22 protein-coding genes are annotated in these 18,731 nt (G+C 64.2%); 13 read left to right on the top strand and 9 right to left on the bottom strand.

Annotated features, from left to right (window positions below):
• Positions 1 to 105: 105 nt before the first annotated feature.
• From XH92_RS22345 to XH92_RS43940, 5 genes are all read left to right on the top strand, one after another.
• Positions 106 to 498, top strand: a complete 393-nt coding sequence (locus tag XH92_RS22345; RefSeq protein WP_194454040.1) for a PRC-barrel domain-containing protein — start codon at positions 106 to 108, stop codon at positions 496 to 498.
• Positions 499 to 891: 393 nt separating this feature from the next.
• Positions 892 to 1,092, top strand: a complete 201-nt coding sequence (locus tag XH92_RS22340; RefSeq protein ID WP_194454039.1) for a hypothetical protein — start codon at positions 892 to 894, stop codon at positions 1,090 to 1,092.
• 55 nt (positions 1,093 to 1,147) lie between these two features.
• Entirely contained in the window at positions 1,148 to 1,378 is a 231-nt protein-coding gene (locus tag XH92_RS22335; RefSeq protein WP_194454038.1) for a hypothetical protein, read from the top strand.
• Positions 1,344 to 1,790, top strand: coding sequence for a hypothetical protein (locus XH92_RS22330; RefSeq protein WP_194454037.1), 447 nt, complete (start codon positions 1,344 to 1,346; stop codon positions 1,788 to 1,790). Before XH92_RS22335 ends, XH92_RS22330 begins: the two co-directional genes overlap by 35 nt.
• Before the next feature lie 146 nt (positions 1,791 to 1,936).
• Positions 1,937 to 2,227 (top strand): transposase, encoded by a 291-nt coding sequence (locus tag XH92_RS43940; RefSeq protein WP_194454036.1) that lies wholly within the window; start codon positions 1,937 to 1,939, stop codon positions 2,225 to 2,227.
• Positions 2,228 to 2,732: 505 nt separating this feature from the next.
• On the opposite strand, the gene XH92_RS22320 is transcribed toward XH92_RS43940, so the two are convergent.
• From XH92_RS22320 to XH92_RS22305, 4 genes are all read right to left on the bottom strand, one after another.
• Positions 2,733 to 2,954, bottom strand: a complete 222-nt coding sequence (locus tag XH92_RS22320) for a hypothetical protein (protein WP_050422593.1) — start codon at positions 2,952 to 2,954, stop codon at positions 2,733 to 2,735.
• Positions 2,955 to 2,974: 20 nt separating this feature from the next.
• Positions 2,975 to 3,205: a hypothetical protein gene (locus XH92_RS22315; protein WP_194454035.1), complete on the bottom strand. Its 231-nt coding sequence runs from the start codon at positions 3,203 to 3,205 to the stop codon at positions 2,975 to 2,977.
• A 197-nt stretch (positions 3,206 to 3,402) separates the two neighbouring features.
• Positions 3,403 to 3,921 carry a transcriptional regulator LdtR gene (gene ldtR / locus XH92_RS22310; protein WP_018271925.1) on the bottom strand — a complete coding sequence of 173 codons (519 nt, stop codon included), beginning with the start codon at positions 3,919 to 3,921 and terminating at the stop codon, positions 3,403 to 3,405.
• A 665-nt stretch (positions 3,922 to 4,586) separates the two neighbouring features.
• Positions 4,587 to 5,048 carry a DUF6163 family protein gene (locus XH92_RS22305; protein WP_194454034.1) on the bottom strand — a complete coding sequence of 154 codons (462 nt, stop codon included), beginning with the start codon at positions 5,046 to 5,048 and terminating at the stop codon, positions 4,587 to 4,589.
• 213 nt (positions 5,049 to 5,261) lie between these two features.
• Between XH92_RS22305 and hemB the strand changes: the two genes are divergently transcribed.
• Positions 5,262 to 6,326 carry a porphobilinogen synthase gene (hemB, locus tag XH92_RS22300; protein ID WP_194454033.1) on the top strand — a complete coding sequence of 355 codons (1,065 nt, stop codon included), beginning with the start codon at positions 5,262 to 5,264 and terminating at the stop codon, positions 6,324 to 6,326.
• On the opposite strand, the gene XH92_RS22295 is transcribed toward hemB, so the two are convergent.
• Positions 6,310 to 6,969 (bottom strand): DUF6151 family protein, encoded by a 660-nt coding sequence (locus tag XH92_RS22295; RefSeq protein ID WP_194454032.1) that lies wholly within the window; start codon positions 6,967 to 6,969, stop codon positions 6,310 to 6,312. The genes hemB and XH92_RS22295 overlap by 17 nt on opposite strands.
• 158 nt (positions 6,970 to 7,127) lie before the next feature.
• Between XH92_RS22295 and XH92_RS22290 the strand changes: the two genes are divergently transcribed.
• Complete coding sequence (locus XH92_RS22290; RefSeq protein WP_194454031.1) at positions 7,128 to 7,685, top strand: RDD family protein; 558 nt, start codon at positions 7,128 to 7,130, stop codon at positions 7,683 to 7,685.
• Positions 7,686 to 7,771: 86 nt separating this feature from the next.
• A complete protein-coding gene (locus tag XH92_RS22285; protein WP_050422600.1) occupies positions 7,772 to 8,548 on the top strand; it encodes an arginyltransferase in 777 nt (258 codons plus the stop codon).
• Between the two features lie 20 nt (positions 8,549 to 8,568).
• On the opposite strand, the gene XH92_RS22280 is transcribed toward XH92_RS22285, so the two are convergent.
• Positions 8,569 to 9,942: an Nramp family divalent metal transporter gene (locus XH92_RS22280; RefSeq protein WP_194454030.1), complete on the bottom strand. Its 1,374-nt coding sequence runs from the start codon at positions 9,940 to 9,942 to the stop codon at positions 8,569 to 8,571.
• Positions 9,943 to 10,063: 121 nt separating this feature from the next.
• Here XH92_RS22280 and XH92_RS22275 point away from each other — a divergent pair, with 121 nt between their 5' ends.
• The 4 genes from XH92_RS22275 (at position 10,064) to XH92_RS22260 (ending at position 14,988) form a co-directional block, all read left to right on the top strand.
• Positions 10,064 to 11,194: a PspA/IM30 family protein gene (locus XH92_RS22275; protein ID WP_194454029.1), complete on the top strand. Its 1,131-nt coding sequence runs from the start codon at positions 10,064 to 10,066 to the stop codon at positions 11,192 to 11,194.
• Positions 11,191 to 11,853 (top strand): OB-fold-containig protein, encoded by a 663-nt coding sequence (locus tag XH92_RS22270; protein WP_194454028.1) that lies wholly within the window; start codon positions 11,191 to 11,193, stop codon positions 11,851 to 11,853. Before XH92_RS22275 ends, XH92_RS22270 begins: the two co-directional genes overlap by 4 nt.
• A gap of 3 nt (positions 11,854 to 11,856) precedes the next feature.
• Positions 11,857 to 13,608 carry a flotillin family protein gene (locus tag XH92_RS22265; RefSeq protein WP_194454027.1) on the top strand — a complete coding sequence of 584 codons (1,752 nt, stop codon included), beginning with the start codon at positions 11,857 to 11,859 and terminating at the stop codon, positions 13,606 to 13,608.
• Positions 13,609 to 13,746: 138 nt separating this feature from the next.
• Positions 13,747 to 14,988, top strand: a complete 1,242-nt coding sequence (locus tag XH92_RS22260; protein WP_194454026.1) for an MFS transporter — start codon at positions 13,747 to 13,749, stop codon at positions 14,986 to 14,988.
• A gap of 145 nt (positions 14,989 to 15,133) precedes the next feature.
• Here XH92_RS22260 and XH92_RS22255 read toward each other — a convergent pair whose 3' ends face one another.
• Positions 15,134 to 16,387 (bottom strand): adenylate/guanylate cyclase domain-containing protein, encoded by a 1,254-nt coding sequence (locus XH92_RS22255; RefSeq protein WP_194454025.1) that lies wholly within the window; start codon positions 16,385 to 16,387, stop codon positions 15,134 to 15,136.
• A gap of 175 nt (positions 16,388 to 16,562) precedes the next feature.
• Between XH92_RS22255 and XH92_RS22250 the strand changes: the two genes are divergently transcribed.
• On the top strand, positions 16,563 to 16,754 hold the full coding sequence (locus XH92_RS22250) for a hypothetical protein (protein WP_194454024.1): 192 nt from the start codon (positions 16,563 to 16,565) through the stop codon (positions 16,752 to 16,754).
• 40 nt (positions 16,755 to 16,794) lie between these two features.
• Here XH92_RS22250 and XH92_RS22245 read toward each other — a convergent pair whose 3' ends face one another.
• Complete coding sequence (locus tag XH92_RS22245; protein ID WP_194461382.1) at positions 16,795 to 17,598, bottom strand: N-acyl homoserine lactonase family protein; 804 nt, start codon at positions 17,596 to 17,598, stop codon at positions 16,795 to 16,797.
• A 151-nt stretch (positions 17,599 to 17,749) separates the two neighbouring features.
• Positions 17,750 to 18,730 carry a cation diffusion facilitator family transporter gene (locus tag XH92_RS22240; protein ID WP_194454023.1) on the bottom strand — a complete coding sequence of 327 codons (981 nt, stop codon included), beginning with the start codon at positions 18,728 to 18,730 and terminating at the stop codon, positions 17,750 to 17,752.
• Between the last annotated feature and the right edge of the window lies 1 nt (position 18,731).

Genomic DNA, 18,731 nt, shown 5'->3' with positions numbered 1-18,731 from the left:
CGCGCTCAACGAGCCAATCATGTTTCCATGGACCGAGCGGGCGATCGTCATCGGTGGCGATGACCTCCATGCGATCGGTCATCTTCACCGACAAGGAGTTTTCATATGAAGAGTTTTGCTATCGGCTGCATCACGGCCGCGGCGTTGGCGACTGCCGCGCACGCGGCGACCACCACCATGCCGGCTGCCCCAACGGACAGCTGGACCATCACCAACTACTACAAGCAGAATGTCTATGATCCGAAGGAATCCAAGATCGGGACGATCGACGATGTGCTCGTCGACAAGGCGGGCAAGGTGACCGGCCTCGTCGTCGGCGTCGGCGGCTTTCTCGGCGCCGGCGAGAAGAACGTGATCGTGCCGTACACGGCCGTTAAATCGCAAAAGAAGGACGACAAGTGGTGGCTCACACTCGATGAGACCAAGGACAGCCTGAAGGCTGCGCCAGGCTTCAAGTACGATCGAGCCAGCACCACCTGGAAACCGGAGAACAAGTAGCGCTGACGGTCCCGTTTGCTCGCGGACGAGGAGACGGGACCCAGTGACGGACCATTCAGTCACGGATCATTGGGCCGCGCGGGAGCGCCCCGCGATCTCGCGCCATCTTCATTTCCCATGTACCGGGCCAGCACGGCGCGCACAGCTCTCAGGCATCCGCCAACCAACGACCCCCGGCACCGGAGGTTTCACGGCACCGGGGGTCGCTACTCCCGGAGGGCTTGGGGGCTAAGGCCGGGAGCTGAAAGTCGACTCCTGCGGTTCCAGTTCGTTCCAACGGAACGCCTGCCCTCGTTCAAAAGTTAACCCGGCATCACCGCGCGGCCCTCGGTATCTATCGGTGATGAGAACGCCAACTGCGCTCCCGCCTTCTCCAGCAGGAAAGGACAGCGCATGTTCGAGCGTCGTCGTTTCAGGCAAAAGCGCTCGCTCGTCGAACGCCTTTTGGCAGAGGCCAAAAGCCTACGCGAGAATGCAAGGGCTCTTCCGATCGGAATCGAGAAAGAACGGCTCTTGCAGAAAGCCCGGCAGGCCGACACGGCCGCTCACATGGACGGGTGGCTGTCGTCGCCGGGGCTGATGCCACCCGAATAGGAACGAAATCCATCGGACGGCCGTTTCCTTCACCGTTGCTCGAGGAGCAATGGCAATGCCCCGCTATTTCTTTGACATCAGGAACGACGGCGATCTCTACCCCGATGAAGAGGGACTGGATCTCACTGATCTGAGAGCCGCCAAGATCGAAGCCGCGAACACGCTGGCCGGCATCGCCAGAGACGCCGGCCATTCCGGCGGCAACCATGACGTTGCGATTGAAGTCCGCACCGACGACGGACTGCAATTTCATGCCGCCTTCATCCTCCATGGACCCAAACAATGAGGCGCCCGGCTTCCCGATGTCAGATGTTCGCATACCATCACGATTGTTGTCGGTTCTGAGTTTTCCGGTTCTGGTCGCGCTGAGCGGTTGCGGCAATCAGCTCGAGTGCGATTCAATCGAGACCCGAAAGGCCGTGCTCCAGACCATCGCCGATGACCACCGCAATCCGCTGGTCAACTACGCCGCCAAGGAGTCGACGGCGAAGCCCGATCCGGAAAACTCGAAGCCACAGTACCTTCTCGGTGAGAAGATCGTCACGACGTCGACGAGCAAGGACAAGCGGACGCTGCAATGCAGCGGCGGAATTTCGGTTGCCGTCGGCGACGTCAAGGCTTCGAAAGAGGTGGAATTCACCGTGCAAAAAGCCGCTGACGGAAAGTTGACCGTGTCGGTTGCGCCATTTCAGTTCTGACCTCGTCGCCCGGCCAGGAACCAGAACGACAAGCACAGAGTTATCGTCACAGTCCGGGAGCGCGGAGAGAATTCCGTTCCGGCAATTTTCAGTTCGGAAAGCTAGGCCGCTTCATTCATTCGCGCTCGCATCGCGAAGGGACGGCAGTGCATGCCGACCAGGCGGCATCATGGGATAACCAGCATGAGCGTTTCGAGATCAAGGGAATCAAACATCAGAAGGCACACAGCCTCGATGGCGCGTGCACTGACATGGCTGCGGAGCACCTTTCCCGCCTGCGACGTGCCGAGACAGGAATTCACCACGACGGCGCCGGCGCGCATCTCCTCCGACATGCGCAGGAGCCCTTATGGCGTGAGGACAAGCGTCGGGTCCCGAACGGGAAGCAGGTGAACCGGATTGCCGGGCTGGCACTCGTCGCAGCTGCGCGTCGATAGCGGCCCATCGAGGGGAGTGACGATGCAGGCGAACCACCACCATATCGACGGCGTGGAGGTTGCCTTTGTCTGTGCTGCGGCGGTGTCGCTTGTGGCCCTGATCGCCAGCGTGGCGTGGCTTCTGCTGCGGTGAGCAATCGAATCGAAAAGGACCGTCCCGTGGGCGGCCCTTTTCTGCCGGTTGGAATAGACCTGTAAAAACTCAGACGTTTTAAAATGCTCTGCAAATAAAGGTAGTGCCGGTACGATTTGTATTATGAACGTCCTGGCTTGCTGTGAAATCCGGATCAGTACGGTGTTCCGGCGTCGGAACCGAGTTGGCGGCGTTCATACCGCTCGAACTTCGGCACTTCGCTTGACTGATCAGTCGTCGTCCCGGCAGACGGCGGCCTCCCACGCGGCCGACGCTTGCGCCGCGATGTCATGCGCGCCGCCGCATGCGCGGGGTGATGACACTGAACAAGCTGTTTGACAGTTGAATCAGACTGCGAATCCAGGCCGCCCGCTACAGCCCGGTGTACCCGGCTTTCACATGGTCGGTGCTGCCATCGAGCTGGCGCAGATAGGTCAGCCCGCACACGGTCAACCGATGCGTATCACGCTCGCCCGCGTCGAACAGCGTCTGCACATACTCTGTCACCTTCGCCCGCGCTTCGTCGCTTGCTGCGGACGTGCGGTTGAGCAGCAGATCATACGTCTGCATGATCCGATCGATCGCGGCTTCCATTGATGTCTCCGGGTTGACGCTCAGGCGACCACCAGCGTCTCGGCCTCGAATTGCGCGATCGCCTTGTTGGCGAGGCGGAGCCGATTCATCTCACCGCGCTGGAACAGCTTCACGATGATGCCGAGCAGCCGTTCATTGGTGGCGAAAGTGTCGGGAATGGCGCCGGATTTACGCAGGTAATTCGAGGCGATCGCGTAGGCGTCACCGACGACCTCGACATTCAGCACCTCAATCCCGCGTTCCACCAGCATGTCCTGTCTCCGTTGGGAGACGGGATAAAGCGCCGGGAACGCCATGGTTCCTGGCCGGGACCCATTTATTTTCGCAGGTGCAGCATGAAAAACGCATCGGCCGGGCATGACCGATGCGTTGACTGCAAGGCTGGACTGGAGGAAGGCTGCCGGTCTTTTGCTCGGCCGGCTTGGCCATCAGGCGAAAGCGGGAAGGCTCAAAGGCGATACAGGATCTGGTCGGTCCAGAACCGCTCGAGGCGGTGCAGCGACTTGTTGAGGCTCGCGAACTCCTCGTTCGAGATGCCGCCGACCTGCTCGACCGTCTTGACGTGCTTCTGATAGAGCGCGTCGACGATCTTGCGGACTTCCTGGCCCTGCGGGGTCAGGCGGATGCGGACCGAGCGGCGGTCGACGCGCGAGCGCTGATGATCGAGGAAGCCGAGCTCGACGAGCTTCTTCAGATTGTAGGAGACGTTGGAGCCGAGATAGTAGCCGCGGGTGCGCAGCTCGCCGGCGGTCAGCTCTTTGTCACCGATATTGTACAGGAGCAGCGCCTGCACCGAGTTGATGTCGGCGCGGCCACGACGATCGAATTCGTCCTTGATGACATCGAGGAGCCGGCGATGCAGCCGCTCCACCAAAGTCAGGGCTTCGAGATAGAGCGGCTGCACCGGAGCTTGACCGGTAGCGCGATCGGCGGCGTCCGCCGCCGTTGTCGCAACGGCTTTCATCATGACACTTCCCCTGTTTGTCGTTTTTATCGACTTTATTCGACGAAACTTGTGTCCCGCCTGATAGGTCCAACGTAAGGGGGCCGTTTGAATATCCGCTTAAATAAGAGAATAAAGAGATCATGAATTTAAGACAGTGAATCGTGGATTAAGCCCATGGATCAAGGGCTTTTCGCAACTTTTCATTGACGGTGGCAGAGCCTTGTTCACGCTTCGTCTGCCTCCCCTGTCACATTCGGAAACAGCATCGTCTGAATTCGAAACGGTGACGTAACGGGTATGAGGGAACCCTTTACGGTGACCGATCGGTTACCGGAAAATTCTTCGAAAATTTTATTGGAGTGCATCGCGGCGGGATGCGCGCGTTGCGCGCAGGCAGCCCTCATTCGTCGCCGCGGCCAGATCGGTTCCGCCGTCGGCCCGCGCAAAGCCGGCCGGCACACGCGCCGAGATCCGGTGAAATGGGTCCCGACGGCAGGTCCCGCAAAGGCGCGGCCGCGATGGGAACGCCTTAAGAGGGGATGCGATCTGTGGCATCCACCTAGCAGAACCAGCGATGCTGTCTTCTCGTTGAGCGCACGACCGCCAAATATTGGCCGTCACCGCCAGCTCTTCGCCGCGCTGTCGCGGCCAGGCAACAGTGCTCGAGCCATAACGGGCAAGCGGGCCTATGGCGGGCGTTCGCGCGCCGACATCCAGGCCAGCGCGAGATAGGCCGCGAGCATCACGGCCTCGAGCGCGACCACGGTGAGGCTGCCGCCATAGATGCCCGGAAACATCAGCTCGATGACGGCCATCGACACCACGGTGGTCAGCCAGACCACGGCGCCCCACGGCGTCGCGAGCCAGAGCCCGACGGCCGCGACGAGCTCGATGACGGCGAAATAGATCGTCGCGGTCTGCCAGGCCATCGACTGGTTCTCGAAGGCCTCCTCCTCGCCGCCGACAAAGCCCGTCACCTGAGCCCAGTGATAAAGGCCCTTGGCGACCGAGACGACGGCCATGATGCGCAGGAAGATGACGAGGCGCCGCGTCCACGCATTGTCGTCCGGCTCGATCCGGTCGGACGAGATCGCGCTCACCGAGATGGCGTTGTCCCGCGCCTGATCGCGTGCAGAGGTGTCAGACATCCGAATCGCCGCATGGCGGCTGCAAAATGGGGTTCATGGCGCAGTCTTGGCCCGCCGGGGGCCCAAAATCAATTGCCGTTGCGGCAAATCAAGGGCGCCCAAGGCGCAACGGTTGGCGCAATGACGGCGCCCCTGACAGGTGCTAGAACCGGTCTTATATCAGGTCCAGACTTTATCAGGTCCAGAACTGCCGTCCCTCGAGGAGAAGACAACATGGCGATCAAATTCGGGCGCCCGATCGAACTGCGCGATACGCCGCGGCGCCAGACGGATGCCCTCGCCTCCCCCTCGCTCGACCTTGCGATCCGGATGCGCCGCAACCGCAAGTCGGAATGGGCCCGCCGCCTGGTGCGGGAGAACGTGCTGACATCAGACGACCTGATCTGGCCGATGTTCGTGGTCGATGGCCACAACACCCGCACGCCGGTGGCCTCGATGCCTGGCGTGGACCGGCTCACCGTCGACCAGATCGTCCGCGACGCCGAGCGTGCCGCAAAACTGAACATCCCCTGCATCGCGCTGTTTCCCTTCACCGAGCCGGCGCTGCGCGACGAGCAAGGCTCGGAGGCGCTCAATCCCGACAATCTGGTCTGCCAGGCGGTGCGCGCGATCAAGAAGGAGTTTCCCGACATCGGCGTGCTCTGCGACGTCGCGCTCGATCCCTTCACCAGCCACGGCCACGACGGGCTGATCGAGGGTGGCAAGATCCTCAACGACGAGACCGTCGCGGTGCTGGTCAAGCAGGCGCTGACCCAGGCCGAGGCCGGCTGCGACGTGATCGCGCCGTCGGACATGATGGACGGCCGCATCGGCGCGATCCGAGAGGCGCTCGACGACAACGGCTTCGGCGACGTGCAGATCATGTCCTACGCGGCGAAATACGCCTCCGCGTTCTACGGCCCGTTCCGCGACGCGATCGGCTCGGCCAAGACGCTGACCGGCGACAAGCGCACCTATCAGATGGACAGCGCCAATTCCGACGAGGCGCTGCGCGAGGTCGAGCTCGATATCGCCGAAGGCGCCGACATGGTGATGGTGAAGCCGGGCATGCCGTATCTCGACATCGTCCGCCGCGTGAAGGACCATTTCGCGATGCCGACCTTCGTCTATCAGGTGTCCGGCGAGTACGCGATGATCGCGGGTGCCGCCGCCAATGGCTGGATCGACGGCGAACGGGCGATGATGGAGAGCCTGGTCGGCTTCAAGCGCGCCGGCGCCGACGGCATCCTGACCTATTTCGCGCCGAAGGCCGCCGAGAAAATCAAGGCGGAGAGCTGAGCTCCGTCTGGCCCGCGGTCGGCGCCGTCGGATGCGGGCCACACAGCGGACGCAGTGCGTCGCGTTGCTGTTGCGTCAGCACGGTCAGCGGATAGATCGGCTCGCCGGTCTCGCGCCTGAAGAACGGATGCGGCCACGCCTTTCCGCGCAGGCGCCAGCCCAGCACCTTGCCGATGGCGCGCGCGATCAGCGACAGGTGCAATCCGGTCGAGCCCTTCGGCGCCTCGCCAACCGCATATTTCCCGAGGATCGCGCCGACCGGTTTGCCGAATGCTTCATCGGCACGGTCCGCGCCGCCGTCGAACGCCGACGCGACAATTCCGACGAACGGGACCTGTGGCGTCAGCGTGTTGCCGACCGGGGTGTTGCAGCATGTCGCGTACCAGCGGAACAGCCCCTTGGGCGTTAGCCGGACACCCGCGATCTTGTCTTGCCCCTGCAAGAAGCTGAGCGACGACGGCGCGATCTGGACGATATCGGTGCCGCCGTGTGCATCGAGCAGATCGGCGCGGCCGAGTTGATGGAGAAACGCTTGGCAATCATCGCAGTAACAGGTCACACGATTGGCCGATTTGGGTGACGGGTTCGAGACGACACCGAAGACCTCTCCGCACCTGCAGCGCAGCCCGATTCGAGTGCTCATGGGTTCCTCTCGGCTTTGCCGGACGTAACATACACGTTCCGCGACCGCCGATGGCCGCCGAATCGCCGGAATATTTCGGCTAGTTAATGTTCGCGCGGCCTTGGCAGGCGAACCTCCTGTTCCCATGTCCTGCGCGGGACTTTCATCGGAGGTTGGTCATGTCCTACGGCAATGACGGCGGCACCTGGCGCAACGAGGCCTGGCGCAACGACGGCGGCGTTCCCCCGCATGCGTTCGATCCGTTGATGCAGCCGGACCTGTTCCGCGGCGTGCTGACGCGGCGCGTCTTTGCGTTCCTTATCGACCTCTTCGTGCTGTCGGTGCCGGTGATCGTCGCAGCGATCTTCATCTTCCTGTTCGGATTGGTCACCTTCTTCCTGGGTTGGCACCTGTTCGCCCTGCTTGCACCGGCCTCGATCGTCTGGGCCATCGTCTATTACGGCGCCTCGATCGGCGGCCAGCACTCGGCGACCATCGGCATGCGCATGATGGATCTGGAACTGCGCACCTGGTACGGTGCCCGCGGCTATTTCGTGCTCGGCGCCACCCACGCGGTGCTGTTCTGGGTGACGGTCTCGTTCGTATCGCCGCTGGTGCTCGTGATCGGGCTCCTCAACGGCCGCCGCCGGCTGCTGCACGACATCATCCTCGGAACCGTCATTATCAACAGTTCGGTCCGGACCCAGGTATCCCCAGCCGCGCGGGCCACTTATTAGGCCCACCTAAACCAATTGACCGTTAGCCTCCGGGGGGCGATGCTAACTCGGCTGCCTGTATTGTATGTGGAGCCCGACGATCAGACGTGACCCAGCACTCGCGTGATACTCCCCAGTTCTATCTGACGGCGCCCTCACCCTGCCCCTATCTGCCGGGCCGGCATGAGCGCAAGGTTTTCACGCACCTGGTCGGCGACAAAGCGGGCGATCTCAACGACTTGCTGACCCATGGCGGCTTCCGCCGCAGCCAGTCGATCGCCTACCGCCCGGCCTGCGACCAGTGCCGGGCCTGCGTCTCGGTCCGGGTGATCGCCAACGAATTCCGCCCCTCCCGCAACTTCCGCAAGGTGCTGGCCCGCAACGCCGACATCATCGGCGAGCAGCGCACGGCGGTCCCGACCTCGGAGCAATATTCGGTCTTCCGCGCCTATCTCGACCGCCGCCACCGCAACGGGGGCATGGCCGACATGACCGTGCTGGACTACGCGATGATGGTCGAGGACAGCCATGTCGAGACCCGGATCATCGAGTACCGCAAGCGCAATGCCGACAGCGCCATCACCGGCCGCGGCGACGAGCTGATGGCGGTGGCGCTGACCGACGTGCTCAGCGACGGGCTATCGATGGTCTATTCCTTCTTCGAGCCGGGGCTTGAGGCCCGCTCGCTCGGCACCTTCATGATCCTCGATCATATCGCCCGTGCCCGCCGGCAGGGCCTGCCGTACGTCTATCTCGGCTACTGGATCGAGGGCTCCAAGAAGATGGACTACAAGGGCCGCTTCCTGCCGCAGCAGCGGCTCGCGCCGTCGGGCTGGCTGCGCGTCGACGCATCGGGCGAGGGATTGGCCGAGCCGCAGGACTAGCGCGCTTCCAATCGGACGCTCTAGCTGCCGAACAGCGTATCGATCAGCAGCTTCACGTTCAGGATCACGATCAGGCCGGCGACGATCCACGCCGCCACCGCAACCGGACGCGAGATCGCGAATGCGCCCATCTTGCGCTTGTCGGACACGAAGCGCACCAGCGGGATCACCGCGAACGGCAGCTGCATCGACAGCACGACCTGGCTGAACACCAAGAGCTGCGCGGTGCCGCTCTCGCCATAGAGCGCGGCGACCACGATGACGGGGATGATCGCGATGCCGCGGGTCACCAGCCGCTGCAGCCAGTCGGGCAGCTTGAGGTCGAGAAAGCCCTGCATCACGATCTGGCCGGCCAGCGTCGCCGTCACCGTCGAGTTGAGGCCAGACGCCAGCAGCGCCACGGCAAACAGCGTCGAGGCGATGCCGAGGCCGAGCAGCGGCGACAGCAGTTCGAAGGCCTGATCGATCTCGGCGACGTCGGAATGGCCGCTCTTGTGGAAGGTCGCGGCCGCCAGCACCAGGATCGCGGCATTGACGAACAGCGCCAGCATCAGCGCGATGGTGGAGTCGGTGGTCGCCCATTTGATCGCGTCGCGCCGGCCCGCCTCGGTGCGCGGATAGGCGCGGGTCTGCACGATCGATGAGTGCAGATAGAGATTATGCGGCATCACGGTGGCGCCGATGATGCCGATCGCAATGTAGAGCATTTCGGGATTGGTGACGATCTCGCGCGACGGCATGAAGCCGCCGATCACGCCGGCAATCGGCGGCGCAGCGGCGGCGATCTGGACCACGAAGCAGACCGCGATGACGATCAGCAGTGCGATCACGAAGGCTTCGAGGAAGCGGAAGCCGCGGTTCATCAGGAGCAGCAGCAGGAACGCGTCGAGCGCCGCGAGCAGCGCGCCGCCGATCAGGGGAATGCCGAACAAGAGCTTCAGCGCGATCGCGGTGCCGATCACCTCGGCGAGGTCGCAGGCGATGATCGCGGCCTCGCAGGCGAGCCACAGCAGCAAGTTGACCGGTCGCGAATAGGTCGCGCGGCAAGCCTGCGCCAGGTCGCGGTCGGTCGCGATGCCGAGCCGTGCTGCGAGCGCCTGCAGCAGGATCGCCATCAGGTTGGAAAGCAGGATGACGGACAGCAGCGTATAGCCGAACTTCGACCCGCCCGCGAGATCGGTCGCCCAGTTGCCGGGGTCCATATAGCCGACCGAGACCAGGTAGCCGGGCCCGGCGAAGGCCAGCAGCCGCCGCCACCAGACGCCCGTGCTCGGCACGCGAACGGTCGCATTGACCTCGGGAAGGCTGCGCGCATGCCCGGCGTCATCGCGCCAGCCTCCCGGCACGGTGTCGGCAACGGAAACGGGAGACATTTCAGGGGTCCGAGCATCCATCTCTCAAGGATGGCTGATCTGACTCGTTATTGCAACTCATTTGCAACTGCATCTGGCCTCACGAAAATGATACCAGCCGCCGATCTTGTAAAGCACTGAAGAAGTGCTTTACGTTAGAAGCATGATCAAGCTGCCCGTCGAGACGCCAACCGCAACGCTGCGCTACGCCCTCGCCCCCGACCTATCGGGCATCGCGGCGATCGAGGCGACCTTTGCGGCCTATGTCCGGATGATGGAGATCCTCGCCGAGGTCGCTCCCGTCGGCGCCAACCTCGTCTCGCTGCACGCCCAGGCCTATGAGAGGATCCGCAAGGAGACCGGCCTGCCCGCGCGGCTGGTGACGCTCGGCCTGCGCGACCGCGCCAACTACATCGCCGGCGCCGCCGTCCGCCGGATACCGCTCGACGACAAGTTGTTCGCGATCAAGGGCCCAACTTCACTGACCATTAGCACTGTCAGCGGACGCGTCTTGGTGCCGTTCGACGTGCCGGGATATGTCTCGGGCTGGGAAAGCCCCTTCCCGGCGCATTTGATCTCGGATGGACGCGGCTACGAAATCCACATCGCCGTCAAATCGAAATCAGCACAACCGGAGGAGAAGACCATGCTTCACGAAGGCATCCTTGCGCGCATGGGCCGGCTTCTTGCCGCCATCGCGAGCCAGACCATCGACAACGTCGAGAGCAACAACAAGGTCGCGCTGGTCAAACAGGCGATCCGCGAGATCGACGCCGGCGCCGACGAGGCGCGCTATGCGCTCGGCAAGTCGCGCGCCGAGGAATTCCGCTTGAAGAGGCGGCGCGAAGAACTGGATACCGAGACGGCTGGTCTGAACGAGAAGATCCGTCTCGCACTTGCGGAAAATCGCGAGGATCTCGCGCGCGCCGGCGTCGCACGGCAAATCGACCTGGAGTCGCAGGTGATCGCGCTGGAACGCGCGATGGATTTCATCGAGCTTGAGATCGACGAGCAGACCAAGGCGCTGCAGGCCATGCTCGGCGCGCGCCGCGAGGCGGAGACGCGGCTAGCCGATCTCGAACAAAGTCTGATCCGCGAGGCCAACGACGAAACCAGCCGGGCCCCATCGACGACCAATACATTGAGTGCTGAACGCGCCATGGCGGCGATCGCCCGGGTTACCGGTGTTCCCGCTGCAAGCGTGCTCGGCGACAAGGAGCTTGACGAACTCGATCGCCTGCACCGCGAAAAGGAAATCGCGGCGCGGCTTGAAAGGATCAAGTCAGAAAAATGAGTGCAGTTGGCGACATCCTGCTCGCCCCGGACGTGCGGCCCTTTGCGGTCGCGGCTGCGATCATGGTGACACTTGGCGGGATCGAATTGCTGTCCACCATGATCGGACTTTCGATCAGCGAACTCATCGGCAAGGATTTCGCGGTCGAGGCCGAGAGCCACAATGCTCTCAGTGGCCTGTTTCTCTGGATCAACGCCGGGCGGCTTCCCCTCCTGATCCTGATCATCCTGATACTTGGCATATTCTCGATCGGAGGCTTCCTGCTTCAGGGACTGGCGCATGCCGCAGGCACCGCCATCCCGGTCTCGCTTGCCGCGGTGGTTGCCGCCGCCGGCAGCATCCCCGTGATCAGAAATGCGAGCCGCGGCATCGCCCGCATCATTCCGCGCGACGAGAGCTATGCGGTCAACGACAGCGACTTCGTCGGCAAGGTCGCAACGGTGTCGGTCGGCCCGCTCGATCAGGGCCTGCCCGGCAGGGTCCGTCTCAAGGATGTCTTCGGCAACTGGCACACCGTGCCGGCGCGTGCCAGCGCCGAGTCCGAGGCATTGCCGGTCGGCGCCAGCGTGCTGCTCGTCGATCGCGACGCCAAAGGCTTCATCGCGATCGCCGCTCCTTCCGACCTCGTCGAACAACGACAATCTTCCAACAGGGCATAACACATGTGGGAACTTGCTATACCCGTCGTCATTGGCGTCATTGCCATTCTCGTCATCGGTCTGCTCTTCGCAAAGCTCTACAAGCGCTCGACGCGCGATGAGGCCTATGTCCGCACCGGCCTCGGCGGCCAGAAGGTGGTGCTCGACGGCGGCTCGCTGGTGCTGCCGATCTTCCACTCCACCGCCGCGGTGAACCTGAAGACACTGCGGCTCGAGGTCGCGCGCGGCGGCCCGGACTCGCTGATCACTAAGGATCGTATGCGCGTCGACATTGGCGCCGAGTTCTATCTGCGCGTCAAACCCGATAGTTCGTCGATCGCACTCGCCGCACAGACGCTCGGCAACCGCACCAACGACGCCGCCGAGCTGCGCGAGCTGGTCGAGGCCAAGTTCGTCGACGGCCTGCGCTCGGTCGCTGCCACCATGAACCTCGAGGAATTGCAGGAGCAGCGTGCGACCTTCGTCAAGGCGGTGCAGGACGCGGTCGGCGCCGACATCCAGAACAACGGCCTCGAGCTCGAATCGGTGTCGCTGACCAAGCTCGACCAGAGCGACATCAAGCATTTCAACCCGAGCAACTTCTTCGACGCGCACGGTCTGACGACGCTGACCAAGATCACCAAGGAGCGTGAGCAGGAGCGCAACCAGATCGTCCGCACCACCGAGGTCAATATCGCCCAGCAGGACCTGGTGGCGCGGCAGACCACGCTGACGATCGAAAGCACCAAGCGCGAGGCCGAGCTCGCCCAGCAGCGCGACATCGCCAACAAGACCGCCGCGATGCGCGCGCAGACCGCGCAGGTCGAGCAGACCGCGTTGCAGAACGAGGCCGAATACCGCATCCAGCAGGAGCTCGCGGTCGCCAACAAGCAGACCGAGGCCAACCAGGCCCGCGACACCCGCAAGATCGAGGCCGATCTCGCGGTCAAGCGGCGCAATACCGAGATGGAGCGCGACCTTCAGATCGTCGCGCAGGAAAGCGCGATCGCCGTCGCGGCCAAGAGCAAGGAGCAGTCGGAGGCCCAGACCATCGCCGAGACCGCGCGTGCCGTCGCGATCGCGGCGGAAGAAAAGGTCACCACCGCCCGCGCCACCGAGATCGCAGAGCGTGACAAGATCATCAACGTGATCGCGGCGCGCAAGGCAGCCGAAACCGACGCGATGCCGATCACGGTCATGGCCGAGGCGGAACGTCAGGCCGCCGCCAACAAGGCGGAAGCCACCAACGTACTCGCCAAGGCCGACGCGGCAGCCGCCACCACCCGCGCCGCCGGCGTCAAGGCGCTCGGCCAGGCCGAAGCGGAAGTCGCGACGATGAAGGCGGAGGCGCGCAACAAGCTGAGCGCCGAGATGATCGACTACGATCTCAACCTCGCCCGGATCAACGTGATCCCGAGCGCGCTCGCCGAGGCAGTGAAGCCGATCGAGAAGATCTCCGACATCCGGATCTTCGACACCGGCAGCATGCTTGGCCGCGGCGGCGCCAACGGCCACGCCAACGGCAATGGCGGGGGCAATGGCGGTCTTGGGCTCGGCGACGGCCTCGCCGCGCAATTGCTGTCGGTCTCGGCATTCAAGCCGATGATCGACAAGATCCTCTCGGAGGCGGGCTTCCCGGCCGGATCCGACGCGCTCACCAGCCTGACCAGCGCGCTGGCGCAGCGCAAGGCCGAGGCGCCTGCAACCAGCGAGGACAGTCGGCCCGCCACATTAGTCGGTACCATCACCGGCCAGCTCGCGCCCACGCCGCAATGACGTGACTGCGCTTCTGATATCAGCGACAAGGCCCGCCTCTCCCGGCGGGCCTTTGTTTTTGTGTTGTCGGGAAACGGGTGGGATCGGACGTCTTCCAAACACACACTAAAGGCAGTCGAATTTTCCAGGGATTCTGCCATGTCCGCCGATACGCCTCGCTTGCCAAGCACCTTCAATCGCCTGGCCTGGTCCAACCTCGCCGCACAATCGGCCGAGCAGATCGCGCTTGCGGCCGCGCCCATCGTCGCGGTGCTGGTGCTCGGCGTCGGCGAAGGCCAGACCGGCCTGTTGCAGACCGCACTGACGCTGCCTTTCATCCTGTTTGCGATTCCCGCCGGCCTCTTGGCCGACCGTGTGTCGCGGCGCTGGGTGATGGCGGGCTCCGAGGCGCTGCGCGCGGCGGCATTGGCCGCGATTCTGCTGTTGCTGGGGTTCGGCCTGATGACACTGCCGCTGCTGGCCTTGCTCGGCTTCATCGCGGTCTGCGGCACGGTCGCCTACAGCGTCGCAGCTCCTGCGCTGGTCCCGTCGCTGGTGACGTCGCAGCAATTGCCGGCCGCGAATGCCCGTATCGAACTTGCGCGCACCGTCGCTTTCGCCAGCGGACCCGCGCTTGGCGGCGTGCTGGTCGGCTGGGTCGGTGCCGCGCCCGCATTCGGCTTTGCCGCCGCGCTGTCGGCGATCGCGGTCGTGCTGCTCGCCGGCCTCTATGAGCCGGCGCGCCAGCCTGCCCCGCGGCGTCATCCGATGCAGGACATCAAGGAAGGCGCGGCCTTCGTCATGCATCACGCCTTGCTGCGGCCGGTGTTCATCACCCAGTTCATCTTCAACACCGCGTCCTTCCTGCTGCTCGCCGTGTTCGTGCCCTATGCGGTGCGCCATGTCGGGCTCAGCGCAACCGGTGTCGGCACGACGCTTGCGATGTACGGCGTCGGCATGGTGGTCGGCGCGCTGTTCGCAACCCGCGTCATGAAGCGGCTGGCATTCGGCACCGTGATCGGGCTCGGCCCGGTCACCGGCCTCGTCGCCGCGATCGTGATGGCGCTGACCACCTGGATTGCGACGCCGCTGCTCGCCGGGCTCGGCTTCTTCCTCCTCGGCGTCGGCCCGATCCTGTGGGTGATCTCGACAACTACGCTCAGGCAGTCGGTGACGCCGCCCTCGCTGCTCGGCCGCGTCTCCGCGATCAACATCATGAGCTACGGCGCCCGCCCGCTCGGATCCGCACTCGGCGCCGTCGTCGGTGGCCTCTACGGCGCCGAAGCCTGCCTCTACCTCGCGGCCGCAATCTTTGCGGCGCAGGCGCTGGTGATCCTGATGTCGCCCGCGGTGTCGCTCAGGCGTCAGCCCGACATGGTCGGCGAGCCCGCGCGCTGCTGATCCCGAGTCCTCTCAGCCGTCATTGCGAGCGGAGCGAAGCAATCCATCTGTCCGCATATGCGGGACGATGGATTGCTTCGTCGCTTCAGCGCAAAATTGCTTTGCAATTTTGTCGCGAGCTCCTCGCAATGACGGTGGAAAGACCTCAGCTTGCCAGGTACCGCTCGTACTTGCCGCCGATGACCTCGTCGGCCGTGACGGCCGGATCCAGCGTATAAAGATCCTGCGCATGGCCGATGCCGCGCAAGACGAAGCGGCCGGTGGAAACCAGATAGTTGCGGCCGGCGGCGTCAAGGCCGGTGCGGAAATCGGTCGAGGTCAGCAGCTCCCGGTCGACTGAGGCGCACATCGAGGCGATCCGGCTGACCTCGTTGACGGCGGGCCCGACCACGGTGAAATCCAGCCGGTCCTCGCTGCCGATATTGCCGTAGAAGACCTGGCCGACATGGAGCCCGACATAGGCCGTGGTGGTCGGCCGGTTCTCATTCTCGCGCCGATCGTTCAGCACGCGGATGTTGTGCCGGAATCTGTGTTCGGCGCGCAGCGCCGCGCGCTTGGCGCTTGCCATGTTCTCGCTGGTGAACATCGCCAGCACGCCGTCGCCGATCAGCTTCAAGACTTCGCCGCCGGCATCATGGATCGCGTCGATCGAGGCCTGCGCGTAGTCGTTGAGGAACGGAATGATCTCGTCCGGGCCGATGCGCTCGCTGATCGCGGTCGAGCCGCGCACGTCGGAGTACCACAACACGGCCTTGATCTTCTCGGTGATGCCGCGCTGCATGCGTCCGCGCAGCACCTGCTCCGCCGTATCGCGGCCGAGATAGACCCGTCCGAGCGTGCGGGCGATCTCGACCTGGGCGGCCGATTTGATCGCGAGCCCGAGCACCGGCACGAGGTCGCGCAGCGCCTCCATATGGTTCTCGTCGAACCCGTCCGAACGGCGGGTGGTATAGTAGGAATAGAAGCAATCCATCTCGCCGATCGTGCCGGCCTCGCCGAAGCGATGCACGAAGGCCACGAAGTGCTTGTGGCCCTTCTCGGCAAGGTCGCCGATCATCGAGAAATCGTGCGTCTCGGCGAGATTGATCACCATCTCGTCATGGCCGTTTTCGAGCATGTGATGGAACGCCGACCGCCGCCAGTTCTGGCTGGCCTCGCCGCTGCTGGTCGAGCCGTATTCGAAGATATCGGCCTCGTTGCTTTCGCCGTCGTTCCAGCGGAAGCCGCGCCCCTCGAAGATCGGATGCAGGGTGTCGATGAAGACGATCGCCCGCGACAGCGGCATGCCGGCGGCCCGGCAGCGCTCGCAGAAGCCGCGCAGCAGATCGTTTTCCGGCAGGCCCGTGAGACCCTGGCGGACCAACCAATTCATGAGGCGCAAACGGGGCGTCAGTTCCATACGCTGGATTATGCCGGGCAATTGGTGCGGGAGGAAGGGCTGGTCGTCGCGTGACAGATGCGGACGCCAGTCCAACATTGCAAGGCCGCCCGCCGCGCCATTTTCGGGCGGAACGAAGCCACCGAATGCCGGCGATTCCGCTTTCCTTTGCCCCGGCCTTCGCGCAAAAGGGCGCATGGACAGCGACCCCGGCCAGCCGACCCCGATCCGACGCCTCGTGCAATGGGCGATCACCCCGCCGCAGTCCTATGGGGTCTACCTGGCCGCCCTCGCCCTGATGTTCACACTGTCGTTCTACGCCGGCACGATGAAGCCGAAGCACGTGCCCGCCCCGCCGGTGACGGCGCCGTCCGCCCCACACAGCTGATCAGGCCAAGCCGGTCGAAGGTGCGCGGCGCCAACGCGGCTCAGTCATAGAACTCCGGCGACATTTTCAGCCCGTCGCGCTGGGCCTTGTCGTGGTTGATCCAGAGCTGCGCCTTCTCCTTGGTCAGCGTGTCGGCGATCTTCTGCATCGAGGCCAGCGTCTGCTCCTTGCTGGCGTTCAAGGTCGGCACGCGTCGATTATCCCAATTGTCCCTGAAGTGAACGGCATCGCCGGTCAGCAGGACCGCGCCGGTCTTCGGTAGCTTCACCAGCAGCGATTGGTGGCCAGGGGTATGGCCCGGTGTCGACAGGATGGTGACGCTGCCGTCGCCGAACACGTCGCGGTCGCCCTCGAGCTTCGTCACCGGATGCTCCGGCTTGAAGCGCGGCGCGTTGTTGGCGCCGGGCCATTCATACTCCGCTTTCTGCACATACAGCATCGCGACAGGGAACATCTCGACGTTGCCGACGTGATCGGGATGGGTATGCGAGACCGCGATCGCCTTGATGTCCGACGGCTTGACCCCGAGCTGGTCGAGCTGCGCGGCCAGCGTCTTCGGCCGTCGCCAGGTGATGGCCTTGGGATCGGCTGGCGCAAGGCCGTTAGGCATCGCCGCGACCGCGTCGGGAATGCCGGTGTCCCACAGGAACCAGCCCTGCGCGTGCTTGATCAGGTAGCAATTGTCGACGAAGTCCATCGACTTGCCTTCGTTCACGCCCGGCGACCAGCGCGAAATGTCGCCGGCAACACCTTCGCCGCAGTTGAGGATGTAGAGCCGCTCGACGCCAGTTTTCGCTGGCTGGGCATCTGCGTGCGGCACTGCGCCCGCGACCCAGAGCAACATCGCAAGACCGATTGCCTTCTTCACATTGCCCTCCGTTGATCGAGCCCGCTTTCTTCAACGCGCGCGGCCGCAATGTGCCGCCTCAGTGGCGGCCGTGGAAGACATGGCCCGGAGTCCATCGATCAATTGAACGCGAGTAGATCGCCGCCGGCTAGACCATTTCCGCCGGCGCCAGCCGGCAGGTCTCGCTGCTGATCTCGACCTGCAGCGTTGCGTGGTGGATGCTGAAGCGCTCCGACAGCTCGGCGCAGACGCGATGCAGGAAGATGTCGTCATGCCCGCCGGGCCGCACCAGATGCGCGGTCAGCGCGGTCTCGCTCGTGCTCATCGCCCAGATGTGCAAATCGTGCACCTCGGTGACGCCCTCGAGCGCGGCGAGATAGTCCCTCACCCGTTTGAGATCGATGCCCTTCGGCACCGCGTCGAGCGCGAGGTTGACGCTGTCGCGGGCAAGCTCCCAGCCGCTGAGCAGCACGACCACCGCGATGGCGAGGCTGATCGCCGGATCGAGCCACTGCCAGCCGGTCGCCATGATCAACAGCGCGGCGATCACGACGCCGAGCGAGACGCCGGCATCCGCCGCCATGTGCAGGTAGGCGCCGCGGACGTTGAGGTCGCTGTCGCGGCCCCGCATGAACAGCAGCGCGGTGCCGCCATTGATCAGGATGCCGAGCGCGGCGACCCAGACCACGGTCCAGCTTGCGACCTCGGCCGGCTCACGGAAGCGGTTGATCGCCTCGACCGCGATGCCGCCGACCGCGATCAGCAGCAGCCCGGCATTGAACAGCGCCGCCAGGATCGAAGCGCGGCGGTAGCCATAGGTGTGGGTATCGGTCGGGCGCCTGCCGGCGAGCCACGCCCCGCCCCAGGCCAAGAGCAGCGCGATGACGTCGGAGAGATTGTGAACAGCGTCGGAGACCAGGGCCAGCGAGTTGGCGGAGTAGCCGAAGATCAGCTCGGCGATGACGAAGGCGGTGTTCAGTGACGCGCCGACCGCAAAGGCGGTGCCGAAGCTCGCTGGCGCGTGGCTGTGCCCGGCGTGCGAGTGCCCGGCATGAGAGTGGCCGGCGTGGGAATGTCCAATCTGGGACGTTCCGTGAGAATGACCGCTGTGGTCGTGATTGTGCGCCATG

This window comes from Bradyrhizobium sp. CCBAU 53421 (assembly GCF_015291625.1).
Lineage (GTDB): Bacteria > Pseudomonadota > Alphaproteobacteria > Rhizobiales > Xanthobacteraceae > Bradyrhizobium.
The sequence above is the reverse complement of the archived record's forward strand: the minus strand, read 5'-3'. Positions and strand labels throughout refer to the sequence as shown.